Origin of the sequence: Chryseobacterium sp. C39-AII1, from assembly GCF_039672645.1 — a bacterium.
Taxonomy (GTDB): domain Bacteria; phylum Bacteroidota; class Bacteroidia; order Flavobacteriales; family Weeksellaceae; genus Chryseobacterium.
In genome coordinates this window covers 271,873-293,564 of sequence record NZ_JBDFPQ010000001.1, presented here as the reverse complement: position 1 = coordinate 293,564, position 21,692 = coordinate 271,873, and the positions used below count along the sequence as shown (strand labels likewise).

General features: G+C 32.4%; 12 protein-coding genes and 1 riboswitch. Of the genes, 5 read left to right on the top strand and 7 right to left on the bottom strand.

Annotated elements, in window-relative coordinates; translation table 11 throughout:
* The first annotated feature begins 4 nt into the window (after positions 1 to 4).
* Positions 5 to 565: an SHOCT domain-containing protein gene (locus ABEG63_RS01215; RefSeq protein ID WP_346582327.1), complete on the top strand. Its 561-nt coding sequence runs from the start codon at positions 5 to 7 to the stop codon at positions 563 to 565.
* A 291-nt stretch (positions 566 to 856) separates the two neighbouring features.
* On the opposite strand, the gene ABEG63_RS01210 is transcribed toward ABEG63_RS01215, so the two are convergent.
* Together ABEG63_RS01210 and ABEG63_RS01205 are read right to left on the bottom strand one after the other, a co-directional pair.
* A complete protein-coding gene (locus ABEG63_RS01210) occupies positions 857 to 1,219 on the bottom strand; it encodes a hypothetical protein (RefSeq protein WP_346582325.1) in 363 nt (120 codons plus the stop codon).
* Complete coding sequence (locus ABEG63_RS01205) at positions 1,206 to 2,267, bottom strand: RHS repeat-associated core domain-containing protein (RefSeq protein WP_346582324.1); 1,062 nt, start codon at positions 2,265 to 2,267, stop codon at positions 1,206 to 1,208. Before ABEG63_RS01205 ends, ABEG63_RS01210 begins: the two co-directional genes overlap by 14 nt.
* A gap of 183 nt (positions 2,268 to 2,450) precedes the next feature.
* Here ABEG63_RS01205 and ABEG63_RS01200 point away from each other — a divergent pair, with 183 nt between their 5' ends.
* The gene (locus tag ABEG63_RS01200) at positions 2,451 to 2,705 is read left to right on the top strand and encodes a helix-turn-helix transcriptional regulator (RefSeq protein ID WP_346582322.1); all 255 of its coding nucleotides are present in this window, start codon (positions 2,451 to 2,453) and stop codon (positions 2,703 to 2,705) included.
* Between the two features lie 48 nt (positions 2,706 to 2,753).
* On the opposite strand, the gene ABEG63_RS01195 is transcribed toward ABEG63_RS01200, so the two are convergent.
* From ABEG63_RS01195 to ABEG63_RS01185, 3 genes are read right to left on the bottom strand one after another with little or no spacing between them, the layout of a single operon-like run.
* Positions 2,754 to 3,440, bottom strand: coding sequence for a hypothetical protein (locus ABEG63_RS01195; protein ID WP_346582320.1), 687 nt, complete (start codon positions 3,438 to 3,440; stop codon positions 2,754 to 2,756).
* Complete coding sequence (locus ABEG63_RS01190) at positions 3,437 to 13,690, bottom strand: RHS repeat-associated core domain-containing protein (protein ID WP_346582317.1); 10,254 nt, start codon at positions 13,688 to 13,690, stop codon at positions 3,437 to 3,439. The genes ABEG63_RS01195 and ABEG63_RS01190 overlap by 4 nt, the downstream gene beginning before the upstream one ends.
* A gap of 10 nt (positions 13,691 to 13,700) precedes the next feature.
* Positions 13,701 to 15,080: a T9SS type A sorting domain-containing protein gene (locus tag ABEG63_RS01185; RefSeq protein WP_346582315.1), complete on the bottom strand. Its 1,380-nt coding sequence runs from the start codon at positions 15,078 to 15,080 to the stop codon at positions 13,701 to 13,703.
* A 354-nt stretch (positions 15,081 to 15,434) separates the two neighbouring features.
* Here ABEG63_RS01185 and ABEG63_RS01180 point away from each other — a divergent pair, with 354 nt between their 5' ends.
* Positions 15,435 to 16,358: a hypothetical protein gene (locus ABEG63_RS01180; protein WP_346582313.1), complete on the top strand. Its 924-nt coding sequence runs from the start codon at positions 15,435 to 15,437 to the stop codon at positions 16,356 to 16,358.
* On the opposite strand, the gene ABEG63_RS01175 is transcribed toward ABEG63_RS01180, so the two are convergent.
* The gene (locus ABEG63_RS01175) at positions 16,342 to 17,562 is read right to left on the bottom strand and encodes an MFS transporter (RefSeq protein WP_346582311.1); all 1,221 of its coding nucleotides are present in this window, start codon (positions 17,560 to 17,562) and stop codon (positions 16,342 to 16,344) included. The genes ABEG63_RS01180 and ABEG63_RS01175 overlap by 17 nt on opposite strands.
* 313 nt (positions 17,563 to 17,875) lie before the next feature.
* Positions 17,876 to 18,002: riboswitch (FMN riboswitch) on the top strand.
* A 92-nt stretch (positions 18,003 to 18,094) separates the two neighbouring features.
* On the opposite strand from ABEG63_RS01175, the gene ribB reads away from it, so the two are divergent.
* The gene (ribB, locus tag ABEG63_RS01170) at positions 18,095 to 18,745 is read left to right on the top strand and encodes a 3,4-dihydroxy-2-butanone-4-phosphate synthase (protein ID WP_267402130.1); all 651 of its coding nucleotides are present in this window, start codon (positions 18,095 to 18,097) and stop codon (positions 18,743 to 18,745) included.
* Positions 18,746 to 19,032: 287 nt separating this feature from the next.
* Positions 19,033 to 20,031, top strand: a complete 999-nt coding sequence (locus tag ABEG63_RS01165) for a T9SS type A sorting domain-containing protein (RefSeq protein WP_346582308.1) — start codon at positions 19,033 to 19,035, stop codon at positions 20,029 to 20,031.
* Between the two features lie 138 nt (positions 20,032 to 20,169).
* Here the strand turns inward: ABEG63_RS01165 and ABEG63_RS01160 are convergent, their stop codons facing one another.
* The gene (locus ABEG63_RS01160; protein ID WP_346582306.1) at positions 20,170 to 21,666 is read right to left on the bottom strand and encodes a BspA family leucine-rich repeat surface protein; all 1,497 of its coding nucleotides are present in this window, start codon (positions 21,664 to 21,666) and stop codon (positions 20,170 to 20,172) included.
* Positions 21,667 to 21,692: the final 26 nt, after the last annotated feature.

The window sequence follows — 21,692 nt, the reverse complement described above, 5'->3', positions numbered from 1 at the left end:
AACAATGAAAAAAGTACTGTTAATTTTCACCTTTCTTATTTTTGGAATGTATTATTCTCAAGACAGTCCAAAATTTGAAAATGATACACTTACGACCTCCACAGGTTTTAAGGTATATGAAGGTTTAGATTTAAAAATCGGGACAGGTTCCATGAACGATGGAGACTTCAAATTTATCAGAACCAATGCTTCCTCGATGTTCAACTATTATTCTACAACAGGTTATCAGGGACTAGCCAATCAGGCAAATTCTTTCAGAAGAAGTAATTCAGGACTGACTTTTAAAGTAAGAAAAATGATGACCCGAGGCAATAAACGAAATGGTTTTGTTTATTATGCTAAAATAGGCAACGGAATCATGAACTATGAAGTGGATTTGGAAAACGCGATAAAGTTCGGTGAAATTATCGTTCCCGATGAATTTTTACCTACCGAAAAATCTCCACAACCAAATTCTGAAACAAAATATGATAAGCTGAAAAAAATAAAAGAGTTGAAAGATTCTGGAGTTTTATCTGAAGACGAATTTCAGAAGGAAAAAGATAAAATCATGAATGAAAAATAAATTATAAACTGCCTTTTTTATTTTCTTTTAAACAAGTTTTATTAAAAATAGTAGAGTGAATATGGAAATAAAAGAGTTTTATAAACAGACCATAAGTCTGCATTATGTTGTAGTTAACTATTTTTTATAAAAAACAATCAAGCTAAAAATATTGTCACTTAAAAAAATAAACCCATCGTTTAGCGATGGGTTTGTTTTTTATCTCCTCACGAATAACAAATCCGAGACATCGGGTGCTACTCAGCGAGTGGCTTTACTATTATAAGTTGTTTGTTAATACCTATTATTGGATCAAAGTAAATCATATCTAAAATTGTCTACCCCAAAAACTGTATTATAACTCCCAATTTCATAAAATACATTTTGAAAATTCTCCTCATTAATCATTTCATCAATACATTGATAAATAGTTTTCCTCTCCAAATCTCTAATTACTACCATTCCTTTTTCTGATATATATATATATCCATTATTAAACATTTCATTAAGAATTTTAATAGTATATAAAGAAGCCGTATATACTAGAGATAAATTAGTTTTTTTTATCACAAAAATATCAATAATATCTTTTTCTATATCTTTTACCCTGTTATTATATTTTCCAGGAAACAAAACATAAAAATCATAATTTGAATCTAAATTACTTGCTTCCATATTTCTTTTTAATAACATCAATTACTTTTTGTTGATTACCTTTATTAGAATAACCCAATATTTCCATTATACCTTCATTCATTCTATAATAAATCCTTGCACCTTGATTATGTCCTCTGAGTTCAAATATTCCATTCCCTATATCTTTAGCTCCCCTTCCTGCTTTTAAATTACCTCCCATAGCTTGTTCAATAAGACCAGTAGCCTCTTTAGATAATAATTCATTTCCTTGAAATGTTTCTTTTGCAAATTTTAATATCTTACTATCTGTTTTAACCAGAGACTTTATAGTTATTTTTGTACCAGTGGCAGCATATCCAGCTATAGGTACCATAGCAACAGCAGATAAACCAGAATTCAAATAATCACCTTCGGCAGCATACCATATAGCATTTGCCCCATCTAATGGTTCTCCAATAACTGGTAATAATCCTCCAACATCTAAAACAGCATGTCCAACTTCTGAGGTAGCAGAACTTCTTGCTATCCCATTAATGTTTCTGATCGTTGATTCTCCTAATCGCCTCTTTTGTGAACTTTCACTTTCTCCAGATTTTCTCTCCACAGCTCGACTCCAAGGACTCCAATCACTCCAAAGATTTCCTAAATATTTTTTGACTGCATCTACTTGCTTTCCATTAGGATCAATATATTTTACAGGATTTTGGTAGGTATAAATATAAGGATTAAGGTTACCCCAAAAGTAGACTCCTCCGTTATGTTGTCCATCTCCGTAAAACTGTGTTTCCATTACCGGATTATAAACTGCCAATGGATCCACCCCATACCAAATACTTAATCTCGGATTATAATATCTAGCCCCATAATAATACAGTCCTGTTTCGCTATCTAATTCTTTGGCATTGAATTTATAAGGATTATCATAAATTCCGATCATCTGCTCTGCCATCGTTTCACCGAATGGTAAATTTAAGAAAAATTGAGTAGCTTTTCCATGTTGTTCTGTTACAAAATTAGCAGTTCCCAAGTGATCACCATGCAGGTAATATACATTGGGCTCAGAAGCTGCATTCTTTGCCAGTTCCATTGTAAGATTTTCTAAAGTCGACCTCTGCTTTTTGCAGATAAAGCTTAAAATCGGCTTAGGGAATAACTGTTTTTAACACATAAAGAGGCTGCCCTAAAAGTTTGGACAGCCTCTTGCTATGACAAAAAATGTTAATCCGAAAGTTAACATTTTTATCTTGGCACGAGCGGGACACTCGCGCTAGTGGAGATTCATAAAAATGTATTGGGAAGATACGAGAGAAACGAAGTTTTTCCCTCAATTGATATCGCTCGTAAAATTGCAGATATTTTAGATGTGTCTTTGGACTACCTTCCCGGTAAAGAAGATGTTCAGATTGATAGAAATACAAGCAGTCGTATTTTGGAAGTCTACAAATTTGAAGCGGAAGACCGTAACCACATCTTTTCCGTAATCGACGCTTTTATTGCCAAAAGAAAAATTCAAAGTATTTTATAAAGAAACTCCCGCCAAAAGGCGGGAGTTTTTATATTCGGTGAGACCTAATCATCGAGACAATAAATATCTAAAATTAAAAATTTTATCATCTTTCTCATTGTAGAGTACTTTTCTTACTTCATCATATAAATTGTATACTTCATTATTATCTAATAATTCCGGATAGAAAAATTTTTCTCCGAGTATATTTTTCTCTTCCTTGAAAATCCATTTCGCATTAATATTTAATGCCTTAAAATATTCACCTATTAAAATGATTATAGGAATTTCAAATTTATCAGATCCCTGATATGAAATTTCATCATTTAAACCATTAAATAATTGAATAACATAATTTATATCTTTAAGTCTTCCTATCTCTATATCAGAATCAATTATTTTTAAATAATAATTAATATTTTCATTTATATTTATTATTCTTGATTTATCCTGAATATAATTTTTTGAAAGTAAAAACTTTTTAGAACTATATAACTCATCCAATGTATCTGGCAAGATTATACGCTTGTTTAAGCTTTGATAATAGTCTCTGAATGAATTATAATTTGCCAATTTGGCAATTATTTCTCCCGTTATATTATTTCTTTCAATAATTTCTCCATCATTTATACAATAAGAATACTGGTAATATTTATTACTTAGAGGTAAATTTAAATAATTCTCCATTTTAGTCTGTTGAGCTGTTATAACTTGAGAAAATAAAAGAATAAATACTATTATTATCTTATTTATCATAGCTTATCCTTTTTTATTTGGTTTGAAGGAATTGTATTTTCAATAGGCTTCCAAGGTAACTGTTCATCTTTTTGCTCTCCCAGAATATTTGTTTTCCTTTGTCTAAATTCAATATCTACATTTCCGTTATCATTCAATCTATAATAAGGTACATATTGTCTAACATCTACTTTATTCTCTGCTCCATAAGCTTCTATTTGAGATATATCAGTAATTTCAGGTAAAGTAACTAGGTTAAATCTTCCTTGTTTATCAAAAAATGTTCTATAGCCAGAAACACTTCTGTTTTCAGGAGTTTCATATAAATAATCAATATATGCCTTTAATTGTCCATTTTTATCGCCTAAGGAAAGAGACCCTACATTCTTTTTAGCAGTTGTTACTTCAAAAAGGCTAACATTGTCTTTATACTTAACAGATAACCCATCTCCACCTAACAATACATATCCGTGAGGATATTTTGACTTACCATCTGGCTTAAATACATCTCCAAATCTAGTGGTTAATTGAGAAGAAGAACCATACGGCTGTAAACTATTTGCTTTATAATATCTTGCAAACATTCTCTCAAATCCACTTTCAGGATTCGATGGAGATAAGTGTTGAAGATCACCATAATGCATAGCTTGCCAATAACTTTGTGGTGGCCATCTTAATGCCTCTCTACCATCTGGATCAATATGAGTAACAGGAGCATTTTTGCAATATACGTACGGCGACCAGCTCGGCATCTTCTCCGCTAATGGATCCACCCCATACCAAACACTTAATCTCGGATTATAATATCTAGCCCCATAATAATACAATCCTGTTTCGCTATCTAATTCTTTGGCATTGAATTTATAAGGATTATCATAAATTCCAATCATCTGCTCTGCCATCGTTTCACCGAATGGTAAATTTAAGAAAAATTGAGTAGCTTTTCCATGTTGTTCTGTTACAAAATTAGCAGTTCCCAAGTGATCACCATGCAGGTAATATACATTGGGCTCAGAAGCTACATTTTTTGCCAGTTCCATTGTTAGATTTTCAAAATCGATCCCTGCTTTTTCCAGATATATTTTAAAATCTTTCTCAGGTTCTGCTTGCTCTTTTTTATCAGCTGATTTTGAGGTATCAGACTGTTGCTGTTTAGTAGCTGTAAAGCCTGCATCAGCAATTCTACTTGCCACTCTTTGTGACCCCGCATAATAGTGCTTTGTTAATATATTGTTAGCATCATAGGTCACGTATGCATTGGGATATATTTTGTAGCTGTCAATAGCCATACTACCTCCCTCTATCAAGACACCGTTTTGATATAATTGAGGAACTTCCTGCAAATTGTACTTTATAATTCTTTCTCCCTGATCATCGTAAACATAATATTGAAAAACACCCGCCGATTTTTTATAAACTGTTTTCAACCTGTTTACATCATCCCAAAGCATATGATCTACTTCTCCATTCTTATCATCAGCAATAAGGTTCCCGTTGAGATCATATTCAAAATATTCTTGCTCGTTTGTAAATGGATTAATGATGCTGCCTACTTTATGGGTTCCATTGATATAATTGTACTCATTTGAATAAGAATTAAGAGCATTCTGCGTTCCATTCTGAGTATGATCCTGATTTTTATAGATGATCCCTCCAGTTTCATTATAATTAACTCCTAATGTAAACTTTGCTTTATCTATAGAAAATACTCCAACATCGCCATTAAATAAACCTTCGGATGACGTAAGCCTATTTAATCTATCATATCCATATTTAAACTGATACTTTCCTCCCATCCCATAATATGCAGATGCTATATTTTCTAACCCTGTAATATTTCCTACAAAATCATATGCATAGGTATTTTTAAGTAGCTCCACTCCATTACCATCACTTAGTATATGTGACTGTAGTTTTCTGTCTGCAGGAGAATATATAAACTCAGATTTCATATCATTACCATTGGTAAGAGATGTACGCTGCTCATAATGATCATACTGAATATCTTTAATATATTCATATTCTTTTGCGTAAATTTTCATCAAATTTCCTCCAAAATCATATTCATACTCTACACTTTCATTATCTGGATAAATGATATTGAGAATACGATTCCAACTATCATAAAGATATTTTGTAGTAAATGTCATTCCAGGAATATTATAACCAGATATTTGTTTATTTTCTGTAATAACTTCCCCCATATTACCATATTCATATTCAGTAACTCCTGAATTATCAGTTTTACTAATTAGTTTTCCTGCATCATTTCCTGATCCTGCCGCTCCATACTGATATAGTACATTTGCAGGATTAGGATTCCCCCCAGGTGTGTCGGGAAGCTTGATCTCCGATAATCTATTATATTCATAGTTATACTGTATATATTGTTGCATAGGACCTGCAAGTAAATTACCATTTGTTGATCTGGTAAGATTGCTGGCTTCATCATATGTAAAATAAGAGCCACCTCTGTCCGGATGTATTTGGCTAATTTTTCTACCCGCCATATCATATCCATAGGTAGTTGTGATTCCCTCTGGGTCAATAACAGATTGAAGTTCACCAATATTATTATATATAAATCTTGTATCTAATGCCTGCCCCGGTATATGATTTGTACTTTTTACAGTTTTTCCTTCAGCATTTACAAATGTTTCAGATTTTATTTCATTAGCATTATTCTGCATTAAGGTCACCGTACTCTTAATGAGATTATTCTCTATTTCATAGGTATTATTTGTTGTATGTAATAGTTCGTCTGTAGTAGAAACTACTCTATCTCGAGCATCATATGTTGCTGTAGTGAAATAATTTGAAAATGGATCTAATGTTATTTTTAAATTACTATTAGGACTTGTAGAAGCTACTTTATCTTCAAATGTAGGATGATATTGCTTAATTACCCTTCCATGTATATCCTTAATAGCAGGCCCAGAAATAGACATTTTTTCTTCGTTGTTTAATGCAATATCTTTTTTCGTTTGCACAACCTGCCCCCAGCCATCTGCTATAGCAATAGTTTCTATAGGATTTGTAGAATCATAATAGTTATAGTGTTGTGTTACCCCAAAAAACTTATTATTAGGTACATTATAATAATTCTGATGACCTTCATAGATATAATAGGAGTATTTTATTGTATAAGGAGCGCCTTGTTCTTTTTCTTTAGGAGCAAGAATTTTAGTAAGCCTTCCTTTAGCATCATACTCATAATCAGTAACATTTCCAGAAATATCCGTAGCCTGTGTTATAACATCAAATCTTTTATCATACTGAGCCATAGATTGATATCCAAACGAATCCTCACTTTGTACTACATATTTAGAAAGCGAACTATCATATGTATATTTTATAGAGTATCTCTCACCATTCTTATTACTTGGATAAGTAATTTTACTAAGATTGCCATAAAGATCATAAACCATATCCGTTACTGCAAATTCTGTATCATTAAGCTGAACTGATACTTTTGTGATTAATCCTGTGGTACTTATCTCTGTCTTCCTTTGTCTGATAGGGTTTGAAGATGAAGTACCCTGAAAAACTTTTATAGTTTTCGGAATATTTAAAACATTATTTGCAGTGGGGTCATGATATTCTATTACAGAATTATATGCTGATGAAGGGCTTTGGTATTGATATTTTATAAGCTGTCCTTTTTCATTATAAGTGGAATTTACCAAAGTTTCAATGCTTCCACCATTATCAAATACTCTTGTCTTTGTCTGATCTAATAAAACGGTTGCCATTTTCCTCCCCTCTCGTCCTCCGGTATCAAATGATTCTGGCAACACCGTAGCCAAATTAATTTTAGTATTATTGTCTTTAAATTTATATAGCTTATAGAAATTTTCTGTACTAGAAGTTAATTGAGAATTCCCTATAAATGATTCTGTTTTCTTAAGTATTCCATTTAAGAAATATCCTTTATTATAGTATGTATTTTTTATAGATCTATAAATATTACTTCCCTCCATTTCATTGGAAGTAACCGTTTCAAAACCAAAGAAATCACGTTCTCTTCTGTCATATTTCGATTTTTCATAAGAGAAAGTATTTACAATATCTTTACCTGGTGTAGAAGCCATATAATTATTTGAATAAATATCAGGATTCAACACTTTAGTTTCCGTCATTACGAGCCTCCCATTAGGATCATCATAAGTTGGTTTTGTAAAACTATAATTTATCTCAAAAATATTTACTGGACTTTTTGAGAAGTAATTAGTCACTGTTTTAAGTTTATTTGTCTTTCCAATTTTAGAGTAATTTACAGTAAATCCTCCATCATGAGAAACAACCAAATCTGGGAAGCCATCACCATTCATATCTTTGAATGCCTTATCAACCTCTGATATAGAGATCCCTACATTTCCGGATGCTTGAGCTCCAATTTTTAAATAAAGAAGCGGTACAAAAATACAGCAAATAGGGATATTGATATAAAAATGTCCATTTAAAGAGAAACCTCCATTATATGTTTTTGCTTCATTATTAAAATCAATATTTCCTGATGAATTTTTGAATAAAGCAACAGCAGGAGCAAATCTGTTTCCTAAATTATAACTTACCTTAGTTGAGTTTCCTTCAACGTAAAGTATATCAATAAGACCGTCTGAATTAATATCTTCATATACTCTTTCAGCTGTACCCATTGATGCAGAAACGCCAACATTAGCTGAAACTCCAAACCCCATTGACATCCCTGAATTATAATCCATTCCTCCGGAAATTAAGCTCATATTAATATCAATCCCTGCTGCTCCAACAGGTTTTGAAGAATATGAAGCTAGTCCCGAATAAGATTCTCCCGCATTTAGCTTATATCCCATATTTAATGAATAAAATCCAGCTCCGTTAAATCTATCCACAAGACCATCTCCATTGATATCCATCCAATATTCCATACCTTCATCTTTTGAAGGATCTTTGAAAATTGTAATACTGGCTCCCGGATCTGCCCAAGGTGTAGATGTATCTGCTTGAGTTGTAGTAGTAGACTGACCCCCAAATAAAATTCGCCCAGCCGTTTTAAATCCGCTAATAGAGAATCCTTTAGCATTTGAATTTTGATAATTATCCGACTTTGAAAGATAATTATTAATGTAAGGACTATGGTTATTAGGATTTACCCCTGCTCCTTTTCCTAAACCTCCTGTAGCATTGGTAAGTTGAGCGCTATCTTTATATACAATATCTGGATATCCATCCCCGTTCATATCAATAAAGTCTTGGGTCATAATACTCTTATCACCTTCTAAATGGGATTCGGAATTAGATAAATTAACTACAACTAATGATCCGCTAACCGTTTTTGTTTTTGATTTGCTATAATATCTTTTGTTGATTGCATACATTTTCGTATCTACATCTCCCTGTACTGGCATATCTATAATTTCCGGATCAATACCAGCTGTACTAAATAAAGAAGAAACGGAATCATCATCCTTAAATGAATCTGCCATAGCATATTGCTCAGGAAGCCCTTTACCCATCCATTTTTCTATATTATTACTATTTTTAAAAGGATATAAAGGAAATATAATTGGTGGAGCTCCCACATTTGGAGAATTATAAGGTCCGCTATTTTGTTGAATACATTGCTCCACCTCTGCTTGAGTAGGTAAATTAACACAACTAGCTAAATTACCAATAGGTGGAGTATTCATACCTTGCACAAGTGTGGGGTTGATAACTCTTCCAAAATAATCTGCCGGTGTATTTGGATTTGACACATACTCATTAGCAATCTTATCAAATATCATATCACTTGACTGATCATACAAAAACTGTCCGTAATTATTATAAATAAAACTATACGGATTCATTGATGACGAATTTAACGATGTAGCAGCAAATGAATTTGATTTAGCTGTAGAATCGTTAAGTGTAATATAAAATGGCTTATTTTGAAAATGGCTTCTATATGTTTTATAAAACCCTTCATCCGAAACTGTATCACAATATACTTGAATACTTACTAATTCGTCTACTGTAATCGCTTGTTGTAAAGTACCATTATATATTAATACCGGAGCAAAATTAGGAAGTGTTTGGTTAGATAATAAATCATATTCTACAACATAAGGGCTTGATAGGAAATCTACTTCAACTCTTCTTTTTGCCAAGACAGTATTACCTTTTTTTATAATATAAACAAATCGCCCTTTAAGCCCACTCACAGGCAGGTTTTTACTGAAGTTAATATAATACTGGTTTGAAGATGAAGTTTCTGTATAATAATTTGATAAAGAAAGTTTTTCTGTAAAATCTGTTATAAAATAAGACGGATATTCAGGAATTCCTTTTACATTAATAGGATTACTATTTCCCGAAATATTCGTTTGATAATTAACCGAAATGTTATTCCAATTAGCCTGTTTGAATGATCTGTGTGTGTTTGACTCTACTTTAAACTTGATTTTTACAGGCTGTCCCGATATAATGCTTTCAGTAATTGTATGAGCCGGGGTTACAAAAGAACCATTATTTTGAGGAAAAGCGGGTGTTGAGGGAGTTGGATAAATTACAGTTTCACTACCAGAATTTACATCCTGCTTTATTACCTTAAATGAAATTGCATCATTGGATTGAGGAAAAGTAACTGATGGAATGTTAATAGTAACAGTTCCCGGATTATCAAAACTTAGATCATTCAGCCCGTTATTAAGAAAATAATTATCTGAATAGCTTCCGTTATTTTCATAAAAACCATCCTGGCTGTAAGCCTCAGTATTTATAACAGGTTTTATTACCACACTTCCAAATACGCTAGTGACATAATCAATTTGAGGATTTGAATATACTTTAAAATCTTTGTTATTATTTTTGTGAAGTCTAATAAAAACCTTATCTCCTGATTTCACATTCAGATATGCTCGGTTATTAGTAGCTAAATGATTATTTGCTTCAATGGGAGCAATATCTTTTATATCATTATAATAACTATTATATCTTGTGATATTTATGTTTTGAGCAGGCACTGAAGGAGTAAGAACTTTTAAATATATTCTACTATTAATGGGTGTAGTAGATCCAGGATTTAACATCTCTACAGAGTATACAGCCTTAGCATTAGGAACATTTTCAATACTTATATTATCTTTAAATCTTATCTGTCCGTCTTTTGGAGCGATCCAAAATTTCACGACATCCAAACCAGATTCATTATCATTGTTCTGAAGTGCATCATCCGCAACAAGTACCATATTTTCAGTAGTATCACTGAAATTAGTCATCTCATTCTTTCCATCTTGATTCACTCTATTGAACCATACTTCTCCATCTTTAACAACATCTATAAGACCATCAGAGTTTGCATCTGTAAGAAAAGTTGATGTTGTACTACGGGTAGTAGACCAGACAAAAGATCTGTTGTATCCCAAACCAAAAACTTTTAAGCCGAAATCATATCCTTTATTATCTGTTTTGGTTTTGGTATAAGAAAAGTTGCTATTAAGATTTAATATAGGTTTTGGATCAGCAAACGTAAGGGTACCATTTTGTGAAATAGATCCTGTACTTACAAATAGCCCAACATTTGGTCTTCTGTATATAATATCCTGTATTCCATCGCCATTAAAATCAATTAACTGTTGTGCATTTTTAGCCTCTGCCTGAGAGTATCCTAACATACCTGAAATCATAGCATGTCCATATGGATCCTGTGTTGCTAAAAGAAAGTTTAATCCAACACCTACTCTTCCATTCACCCCCCATTCTATGGTAGAATTAGCATTAATTTTGGATGGAGTTAAAAAGTCTGGTAAAATAGGAAAGGCATTAGCAATACTTGCATTAACATTAGTATCTGCAGCAAAATTTGTATAACTATTTGTTTGATTATCTTTTATATCATTATAATAATCAAACCTATACTCATCTGTTGTGGTATTATTGTAAGATTGATCAGGCGAATTATCTGTATGTTTAAAACCAGTTAATAAAGTTTTATAAAATTCACCTTCTTTATAAGAAAATGAATAGGTTCTAATTAATTCATATCCATATTTAACATATATTTTGTTTAGCCTGTAAGGTTCAATTTCCTTTACTCCTCTTTTAGCATTTATACTAATATCTTGTCTAATTATAGAAGACTCTTTTTCAAACTCCACAGTATACACCGTATTAGGACTAAATCTCTTCCCAATTGTATAAGTTATTTTATTTATATGAAAATACTTACCACCATTAAGGTTTTCGTTAACTCCACTTTGGCCAGTGATCGTTAAATTTTCATATTGATATTCTATAATATTATTATTGGCATCCATTTCTTGCCAAACAGCCCAATGTATAATATTGCCCGCTTCATCTTTTATTACAGACTGCTCATTAACATAACTTTCATTACCTCCATAATAAATTTTTCTTCCAGAAGTTGTAGTTACAATCCATCTATAATCTAGTGGGGAAGAACCGTATCTTTCTATTTTACTGAAATTATGATTTTTTCTTAAGAAGAAAGTCTTTTTATTATCTAATAAAAAATCACTTCTTTTTTGTTTATCTGTTGTAAAAACAGTACTATGCTCATTAATATCATTATGCCTGTGTGGAAGATAGCTATTATCATAAACTAGCATAGTTCCATCTAAAGCATACAGCTCAGTTTCATCATTTGGATCAAAACGAGGTGCCCCCCAACGAGTATCTAAACTAATAGATGATAATCCATTTACGTCCCATCCTTCTCCCATCCATCCGTTTGCTTTGTTACTGTCATATCCTATAGATATATTAGGTTGCATTCCGTTACGTCCAGCGGGAATCACTATAGGATACGATATATTTGCTGAACCTTTTTGGTTAGCCGTTGGAGGTTCTATAAAATTACGGATAACAGAGGGATTAACTGCTTTTAATCCACTTATTCCTGTAGGATTTGAAGCATTTAATTGCGGAGCTTCCGGGGTAGATATAATTCCATTAATATAATCTCCGTCACCATCACCTTCGAAAGTTATACTCTTATTTTCTTCGTTTACAACAGCTGATGTTTCTACTTTCCATTGTTTTTTATTATAATCGAAGGAGAATACTTTTATTTCTTTTGGTGAAATCTGTCCTAATCTTTTTTCATCATAAGGTATAGATATTTTTATCTTTTTATTAAGCTTACCCGACAACAAAGAGATTCTATATGCAGAATTATTTAGTGTAACATTTTTAAGACCATTCGAAACCGATGGAATATCTTTCTCTCTTAGTTTTAAGATATTAATATTTGCAGATTCCGATGTTTCTTTTTCTATTTTTATAGCAATATCTTCATATTTAATATCAAAATCTCTATCATTAGATATTAATATATTTTTAGAATTAAAATAGCCACTCTTAATTACTTTATAAGACTTTGCATTCTCAGGAATTTTATAAAAAAAACTTTTTCCATCTTCTTCAATAGAAAAATTTCCATTTAATTTTTCTTTTTCTGATAGCTGAATCAATTTTTCAAACTCTCCATTATTAGTATCTATATGTATATTGTTAACATTTAGGTCCTTTGATCTGCTAAATCCTTTTACATATAATTGATTTTCCGAAATAATAGAATTCACAAATAGTCTACCTAGTTCTTTTTTCTTTTTTTCAAAAACTATTTTAAGATTTTTAACCTTATATTTTATACCTTGAGATGGAGATGTAAATAAAACTGTATTTATACCATTTTTTAGAAGACCTGAATTCAGTTCTTCTCTTTGATGGCTCCATTCACCTCGTGGAACAATAATTTCCCCTCCGATAGCTAAATTATGATTAATAGATCTTGAAACTGACTGATGATTTGCTAATCCAAACAAATCATATTCCATGTAAGCACTCGTATTTTCACTATTTACGCCAGGGAGGTCTATTGTAAAAAAATTATCAGAGGTTTGATCTTCTTCTCTATCTGAAAGCACACCAATTGTTCCCTCTTTTTCTTTTGCTGAGAAAGAGTTTGAATTAGTCCAAGAATTCTGCAATTCTAATGAATTATGCTCTAAATCTGGTTCTTTGAATTCATTTTTTTGGGGATAACTACTTAATAACCCATCCTTTTCACCAACAGTATTTCTTTTCGTAGAAATAATTTTGTCTAAATCATTAGTAGTAGAAACTATATCTTCTTTATTTGTATTAGCTACTAGATCTTTTTTCCACTTTCGAACCTTTTGTCGATCTTCTTTTGTGAAACTTGCAAATACAAACATGCAAGAAAAGAACAAGATTAGTAGAATTGATTTCTTTGTAAAAGAAAATCTCATTTTTTTTATTTTCATTATTTGATTATTAGTCGACAATTAATTTAAATGTTTTAATTACTTTTCCACTTTGCGTAAGACTTATTAAGTAAGAGCTCTGAATTGAAAGAGTATGTGTATATGATTTAGCTTTACTATCAATTTTTTCCATTGTTATTAATCTTCCTCCAGCATCATAAATTGTAATAGTGAGATCTTTTATCTCAGGAAATCTTACAGTAAATGTTTGTCCTTTTCCCACAGGGTTAGGATAAAGTACTGTTCTATCTAAATCTAATGATAATAATTCTTGATTAATATTTGACCCTGACACAATAGATTGATTTTTTTCAGTATTTTTTAGAGGGCTAACGGCAAAAGTAAATCTTGAAAAAATATTACCTGCCTTTTCTTTTTGAAAGTCAACTTTATCAAAATCCACAAACTCATTATTTTCCACACCTTGAATTTTTATAGTTTCACCTTGGGAATCCTTTAAAATCATCCAGTAGATTATAGGTAATGATTCTGGGTTTAGAATATTCTTATTAACTCTTACCTTATAATTTTCCTTAGGAACATTACTTCCTATAAAATTAATCTCCCAATTTCTAGAAAGAATATCAGAAATTCCGTTAGTTTTCATCTTCATCTCCTGATTATCGTCAGACCAAATGACAAAACTATTTTGATCAAATACCGCCGAATTTTCATTATTCGTATTCTTAATATCATTTTTTCCAATAATTAAAAATTGATCCTCTTGATTTGACGATTGCTTTTGATACAGCTCATTTCCATCATCCCTACCTAATCCAGTTGGTCTAAACCTATACTCTACATGCTTTTCAGGATCCCAAATAATTTGTCCATCGCTTCTATAATATTTTCCTGCCTCAAGTGAGATCCCATATTTAATAGATAAATAAGAATGTATCTTATTTATATCCATGATTTTCATTTTACGTGGCAAAAATATTATTTCGTACAGATTATTATCTTCAAATTTCAATTTAATACTATCAGATTTGAAAGTACCTTTTTCAGCTATGCCAGTAAAAGTAAAAATACTAGGTCTTTTTCTAATCTTAATACTCTTCCCTTGTTTTTCGCTTTTGTATGCATTATTACTAAGAGAAATACCATTACTATCATTCTTCCATATATTCTCATCTTCTCTAGAAAGATGTACAAGACTTAATGTATGATTTTTATTTCTACTGTATTTTATATATTTTTTTAGAAACTTATTTTTTATTCCATAATTGAAATTAAGAAGAGCTATCTCTTTCGAAAAGTTTGATTCTCTAGCATTTCCACTTGCTTTTTCCCAAACTTGAACTTCGGAACCAATCAGTTGAGAAAAAGCACTGGCCGAATATAACATAGCCATAAAAATTGCTGTCTTACGACATAAATGTTTTACCATAATAACTTATTAAATTATGTTGTAAATAGTGATAAAATTAAAAGTAATTAGATTTGTTAAGAAGAAGTCTTACAGAGGTTTTTCATACATTTTTGTATTATTAGTTTTTGCAAATATACGAAAAAAAACAACTCTTAATGAAAACTTAAAATAACTTAAAAAAATGTTAATAAAATTAAGATAATTTGGAATATCTAAACTAGTTAAGAATACTTCAAATAAATATAAAATATGCCTTACTATCATTTTTTAACTTCACTTAAAAGGATAACAATATCTGTAAAAATATTAAACCGAATGTAATACATTAATAGAGATGGCTTGTCTTTACCATGATTAAAGAAAAGCTCAACCATGAAATATCATTCTCTTACTGTATTATTCATTTTATTCTTCACCAGCGCATTTTCTCAAGAAGCAGAGAAAGTGAGTTTAAAAGACAGCAACAATTTTTATTACAGAATCGTTCCGGAAGGAAAACCGGAAGGAATGCTTATTGTTTTGCCAGGCGGTGGCGAAACTACAGAAAGGGTAATGAATCAGATTTATCTTGATGAGCTTGCCTACGATAAGAATATTTTGGTAATTTTCACCAATTGGGAAGAAAACGGCGATTTCTTTTATCAAGCAGATCAGAAACTGTTAGACCGAATTGCCAAAGAGAATGTGAAAAAATTTAATATCCCTAAAAATAAAATCTCAATTGGCGGACTTTCAGGCGGCGGAATGTTTGCCATTACCTATGCCGAACGTTCGGTGAGAGACAAAAACACGTATTTTGTTCCGAGTTCTATTTTTGCCCTCGATCCTCCTCTCGATTACGAAAATATGTATTACCGACTGGAAAGGGACATTACAAGAAATTTTTCTGAAGTTGCCGTGAACGAAGCCAAAATGTTCAATAAAGAATTGGTAGCTGCCATTGGAACGCCCGATAAAAACAGAGATAAATATTTAAAACAATCTATGTTTACCTATCGTGATAAAGACGGTGGCAATGCAAAATATTTAATGAATATTCCAATCCTTATTTATACAGAACCCGGCATTATTTGGGAAGTGGAAAACAGAGGAAGAGATCTTTACGACCTCAACTGTGTAGATATTACAGCAATGATGAATTTATTAAAATTGAAAGGTCACAAAAACGCAGACCTTATCATTACCAACGGCAGAGGCATTCGCCCGGAAGGCTTCAGGCATCCGCATTCATGGAGCATTATGGATTCTGAGGAATGTCTTAACTGGATTATAAAGCATTTTAATTCTGCGAAATAATTGGCTTTCCGTTTCTTTTACTATACATCATAAAAATGATGGTCGCAATTACCCCCATTGTACCTTCAATTAAAAGAACATTTCGGGTAGTGATGTATTCTGCTAAAAAACCAATTAATAAACTGCCGATGGGTGTCATTCCGATAAAAGCCATAATATAATAACTGATGACACGCGCTCTCATCTGAGGAAGCGCATTAAGCTGAATATAAGTATTAATGGCTGCTGATTGTGAAATCATTCCTAAACCGCTTAAAGCTAAGCCTAAAACTGCAAAATTGATACTTCCGCTTAATGAAACAATAAAAAGTCCACCGCTCATGATCATGCTTGACACCAAAATAATCTTATACAATTTCCCGATTTGTTTCAGTCGAGTCATGTAAACAGCACTCACCAGAGAACCTATTCCCACCGCACTTTCAAATAGAGTAAACGTTTTTGAAGTTCCGGAAAATACTTCTTTAGCAATTACCGGAAGTAAAGTGGTAAAAGGAATCAGCATTAAACTGAAAAAAGAAAGCAGCAAAAGTTGTGAAAAAATAGTTTTCTCTCCTTTCACATAGGCAAATCCCTCTTTCAATTCCTGCCAAACGTTAGAAAGCTGCGCTTTTTTCTCATAAAAAGGCAGATTCATTAGATACAAACAGAAAATTACCGGAATAAAACTTAAAAAATTACTGATAAAACAGAAATCATCGCCAAAAACCGACAATAAAATTCCTGCCAAAGCAGGCCCTACAACTCTCGCCAGATTACTCATGGCAGAATTCAGTGCAATTGCATTCGGTAAAGATTCTTTAGTATCAACCAGTTCAATCATCATCGCCTGTCGGCAGGTTACATCAAATGCATTGATAATTCCCTGCATCAAACTCAGCAATACAATGATGCTGATATTATACATTTTAAAATAAAACAGAAACGCCAGTAAAAATGCCTGCAAAGCCGCCAGATATTGTGTATTTTTCATCACTTTATATTTGTGGCTGTGCTCTACAAAACTTCCGACATACGGAGACAAAAGTAACGTAGGAACCAAACTTACAAAACCGATAAGTCCTAATATAAAAGGGGATCCTGTTAATTGATACACTACCCAAGCCACGGCAGTTTTCTGTATCCAGGAACCAAGTACCGAGATGGATTGGCCGATGAAAAATAATCTGAAATTCGGAGATTTTAACGCAACTAAAGACTGCATTTGCTAAATTTTTATACAAAGTTACAGCAGGTTTAATAATTGGTAAAACGCTTTTTTTCGATATAACCAATCGTTTTTACCGATAGTTAAGAGCGGGAAGATGGAAGTCTTAAGGCGGGAAGTCTTTCAAAAAAATTTCTTTCAGCTTTTAACCATCTATTAATTAAATAATATTCTGACCAATTATTTAAAATTCCTATTAAAACTCTTTTCTCAACTCGAAAAACTTCCCGAAATTAGCAGCCTGTGCGTTAAATAAAAAAATTAATGAATTAAAAAAATTTAAACAAAACATACAGTAAAACTTAGCATAAGTTTTCTTCGGGGCGGGGTGCAATTCCCTACCGGCGGTTACAGTCCGCGACTCCTTTCTTTTTGAAAGGACTGATTTGGTGAAATTCCAAAACCGACAGTTACAGTCTGGATGGGAGAAGAAAATGGAATGATCGGTGAGGCTATTGCTATAGACTCGCTGTGTCGTATTTCATTTCCATGTACCGAAGTGTATTTTAACTTTTAAAGTAAAAATAACATGGAAAAATTAATTGAAAAATTCGGAGCCAATCCGAAAGAACGTGTAGAAAATGCACTTTTAAAACTACAACAAGGCAAAGGAATTCTTCTGGTAGATGATGAAAACCGCGAAAACGAAGGCGATATCATCTTTCCTGCCTCTACAATCACAGAAAAAGACATGGCACTTTTGATCCGCGAATGCAGCGGTATTGTCTGCTTATGTATTTCTGAGGAGAAAAGTAAACATCTGAATCTTCGCCCTATGGTGGAAGCCAACAATTCTAAAAATCAAACTGCGTTTACCATTTCTATTGAAGCTAAAGAAGGCGTAGAATCGGGAGTTTCAGCGAAAGATCGTCTAACTACCATCAGAACAGCTGTTGCTGAAAATGCTTTGGCGGAACATATTGCAAGTCCGGGACACGTTTTCCCTTTAATTGCGAGAAAAGACGGCGTTTTTGAAAGACGTGGACACACGGAAGGTAGTGTAGATTTAGTTAAACTCGCCAATTTGGGTGATGATGCCGTACTTTGTGAACTTACCAACGAAGACGGAACCATGGCAAGGCTTCCCGAAATCGTACATTTTGCCGAGCAAAGAGAAATGACGGTGGTAACCATTGAAGATATTTATTCTTACCGAAAAATGATGATCAGTCAGAATTAAAAATACAGCAAAAGATATTTAATACACAGATTAACCGTTCAAATTTTTGAGCGGTTTTTTATTTTCAGAAATTGATTTTTAACTGTAGAACCCGTAGAAATACGTACTACTTTTTCATTGAAAACACATATTTTCGCACAAACAAATTCGCACAATTTCTATATTCAGAGTTAATTCAAAATGACATAGAAAATAAAAACATATTTTATTCAAATTCAACAAGATAATTAACATCTACAGAAGCTAGCAATTATTTATTTTATTAACTTTAAACAAAAATTAAAAACATGAAAACAACTTTATTTTGTATACTGACAGCCTTTGGTTTATGCTCTGCGCAAACTACGATTACCAAAGCATTTAACGATCCTAATCCGGGAGATTCTCCCAATTATTTTACGGTAAACGGAACGGTAGATAATTCACAAACAGGGACTAGTGCAACTTTCAATAATTCTTCGGTAACGCAAGGAGCAATCTCTTCTACGAACTATTCTGTACCAAGTGCAAGCGAAATTTCAACTTTTCCCGGCTCTACTTTAAAAATGGTGGGAAGCGGAAACACCATCTATTTTAAACAATCGGCTTCAAAACTGGAAATTACAGGATTGGTAACCCCTGATGCTACCTTGAATTTTTCTGCCAATAACGGAACTTATATTTCTTATCCTACAAATTCAGCTTCCACGCAAGATTCAGATACTGCTTCAGGAACATTTACTTCGTCTCCTGCGAATGGAAATGTTACCGGAAACTTTTCCGGAACCATTAATATTACAGTTGATGGAACAGGAACTTTACTCCTTGGATCACAAACATATCCTAATGTTTTAAAAATAAAGTCGGTTCAGAATTTTAATTTAACCTTTTCAGGATTTCCTTTGGGAACCATTACAAATACGGCCTATTTTTATTATGACAGTACTCACAAATTCCCATTACTGTCCCATACGACGGCTAATATCAATGTCCCGGCTCTTAATATGAATCAAACCACTACAGCAGCTCAAGCTTTGTTTGAAAATGTTTTGGGTGTGAATGACAGTTTTGTTAAAAAAGATAAATTAAAAGTATATCCTAATCCGGCAACCGATTTTATAGAATTTAGAGGAGAAACAGGAGATTATTCAACGGCGAAAATTTACAGTGTAGATGGAAAACTGATTAAAACATCTGATGTAAAATCAGGGAAAGTTCAGGTTTCAGAATTACCTTCAACAACTTATTTCATTGAAGTTTCAGGAAAAGATGCTAAAGCAGAAACAACGAAATTCATCAAAAAATAAAAGTTTAATTATTAATAATTGATTCGCTTGGAATATTTTTTCTGAGCGAATTTTTTAATTGTCAAAAGAACATATCGTAAAAAATAAATCCGCCCAGAAATTCTGAACGGATTGTTTTATTTAAAACTTAAAAATTGTTTATTTCTTCATTATTTTAGAAGAAGTTGAATTCCCTATTAACAGGTAAGTTCCTGATGGATATTGGGTAAGATCAATTTTATTATTTCCTTTATTTAAAGTTACATTTTTAATCATTCGACCTGTGCTATCATATAAATAAGCAGTTTCGCTGGCTGTAGATTCAACGTTTATTATTCCCGTTGTTGGATTAGGATAAGCCAAAGTTTTTGATTTTACTAAATTTTCTGAAGTTGATAAACTCGCGCCACAACTTGCGTTATAAGTATCTCCAACAATATTAAGACCTTTGTTAACCAATTGAGCTCTTGCCATAATAGCTTGTGGTGTAGAATAAATTAATCCTGTTGCACTTATGGTTCCACCCAATACTGCTCCTGGATACGCCCATGTAGGGTTATTACTAAGCGCTATCAGAAATTTATTATAATTGGTACATGATAAACCAGAATTTTTAAATCCGAAATCCACATAATGAGCACCAAAATTTTGAAGCTTGATATTCCATGTAGAAATATCCTGATCAAAAAGTAAAGCCCCGTTAAACATAATAAAACTTGCAGATTCATTAACCTTGCTCATATCCCAACTCGCAATTGGCTGATTGAAGGATACCGCATTTTCAAATATTCCTTCAAAAGTTTCTACTTCACTTGTATTCCAATTATTAAGTGGCTGATTAAAAGAAGAAGCTCCTGAAAACATGTAACGTAAATTAGTCGCTTTTGACATATTCCAAGAATTTAATGGCTGGTTGAAAGCGCTTGCCTGAGCAAACATTGAAGAGAAATTAATTCCAGATCCAGTATTCCATGTAGAAATATTTTGATTAAAAGCTGATGCAGAGGCAAACATACCGTAAAATGCTGTTACATTCGACGTATTCCACCCGCTAATATTTTGATTAAACAATTTTGCACCACCAAACATTCCCGCCAAATTTGTAATAGTACTTATATTCCAATTAGAAAATGAATTTTGCCCAATCAAAGATGAACAATTGAAAAACATTTGAAATAAACTGTTTATTTGTGTAAGATTAGGCGCATCTGTAGCAGTTACGTTAAGGTTTGTACAGTTCGCAAAACCACGATCAAATTGTTGAAGCCAATTGATTTCTCCCCATTGACTAATTTCAAAAAGCTCCTCATTTACAATGCTATTATTTATCGTAGCCTTAAATCCATAAAATAATCCGCTTCCATTGGAAACCTTTACTCTGTAAGTTGCCTGAATAGGATTGGAATTTAAAGAAGTACCAAAAGAAATAATCGTCGGGGTACTGCTATCGGATGTAACAGAGCTAAGAACTCCGCTATGTTGAGGAAAGCCTACTTCTTCCCAGCTAATGGTGTAGCTGGTTCCGGTACCTCCAAAAGATATGGCATTATCAACGGTACCCGTGATGTTGGGTTTCCACAATGTGATAAATTCAGACTGTGCATAAGAACTGAAAAATAATAAAAGAAAAATGGTTACTAGTTGTTTTTTATACATGATTTAAAAAATTTCACAAAAATAAT